This is a genomic window from Erwinia typographi, assembly GCF_000773975.1.
Taxonomy (GTDB): domain Bacteria; phylum Pseudomonadota; class Gammaproteobacteria; order Enterobacterales; family Enterobacteriaceae; genus Erwinia; species Erwinia typographi.
On record NZ_JRUQ01000082.1, the window covers coordinates 1 to 1,167 of the forward strand.

2 protein-coding genes are annotated in these 1,167 nt (G+C 54.8%); both read right to left on the minus strand.

Features of this window, described 5'->3' with window-relative positions:
- Positions 1 to 97 precede the first annotated feature (97 nt).
- A complete protein-coding gene (locus tag NG99_RS24450; protein WP_157032700.1) occupies positions 98 to 520 on the minus strand; it encodes a hypothetical protein in 423 nt (140 codons plus the stop codon).
- A gap of 307 nt (positions 521 to 827) precedes the next feature.
- Positions 828 to 1,167, minus strand: a 340-nt coding sequence (locus NG99_RS29750) for a hypothetical protein (protein ID WP_198138829.1), incomplete at its 5' end; no start/stop codon positions are given.

Sequence of the window (1,167 nt, forward strand, 5' to 3'; positions counted from 1 at the left end):
CACAGCTTCCTTTTTAAACTCAGGGGTAAATGTTCTCTTTTTCATCACTAAACACCTCCATTCTGGATGTAAGTTTAGTGTCCTGATTATTCAACCACTACATGGTTCCTGCATCAGCAGTCAGTACACCGGCATCAATATGGAATGTCAGGGCCTTGCCTGTACCGTTACCGGAAACCGTTTCTGGTGATACTGTCGGCGTGCCGTCCCCCGCATTCCCGGTCCAGTACACAGTGACAACGTCGCCGGCAACCAGACTGGCGGAAGCGGGAACCGTAACGGTCACTCCGTCCGGGTTATCGCCCACGCTGATTGTGGTGCCGTCAGCTTCATCCACCGTCGGGGCTGGCAGGAGTTGGACTTCACCAATGGACAGCGTGTACACATCCGAGCTCTCGTTGTCGCTCCCGTCTGCGGGGGTGACAACGTAGCTGATGGCTGCTTCGTGGTTGGTGGCAATTTCGGTTGAGGGGACGCTGAACGTCGGACTTACGTTGCGGGCAACCATGGAGGCTGTCACAGGTACGTAATCGGTATAATTTTCTGTTACATCGGGAGCCCACAGGAGGTCAACCCGGTCCCTGACGGCCATGCCGGACCATACAGGCACGACAACAGTGACGGCAGTGACAGTGGCCGCAACGTGGTTATTGTCATCAGCTTCGGTGACGGAGGGGGCGGGCAATGTGGTGGCGCTAAGGGATGTGTTCTGTTTCTTTTTTTTTGCGTTCATAAAGTTCTGTCTCTATAGAGGCGGATGGGACCGGCACAGTTTCCCGGGACATCGGGTTAAATAACGAAAATAAGGAATGCCGGAGGCATATGTTTCAGATAACATTCAGGCCGAGGGGCCATGAAATCAGTGTTGCGCTGCCATCTGCGGGCTGAACGGTATAATTCAGTCCCACAGTGACATTGTTCTTTATCTGTGACGCAGGAACGATGAATGTCAGCGTGTTACCGGCACCGTTGCCGGTGACTGTCTGCGTCAGGGGATACTTCCCTGTGACATTACCGTCCCAGTCAAGGGAAACGATATCCCCGGCCGCCATGCCGGTCCAGGGAACAATGCTCACTGTGGCCTGCACAACGCTACCGCTGAGAGAACTGCCGGACGCTTCCACTACCACCGGTGCATCCAGCCAGCCGGAGTCATTTCCGGTCACG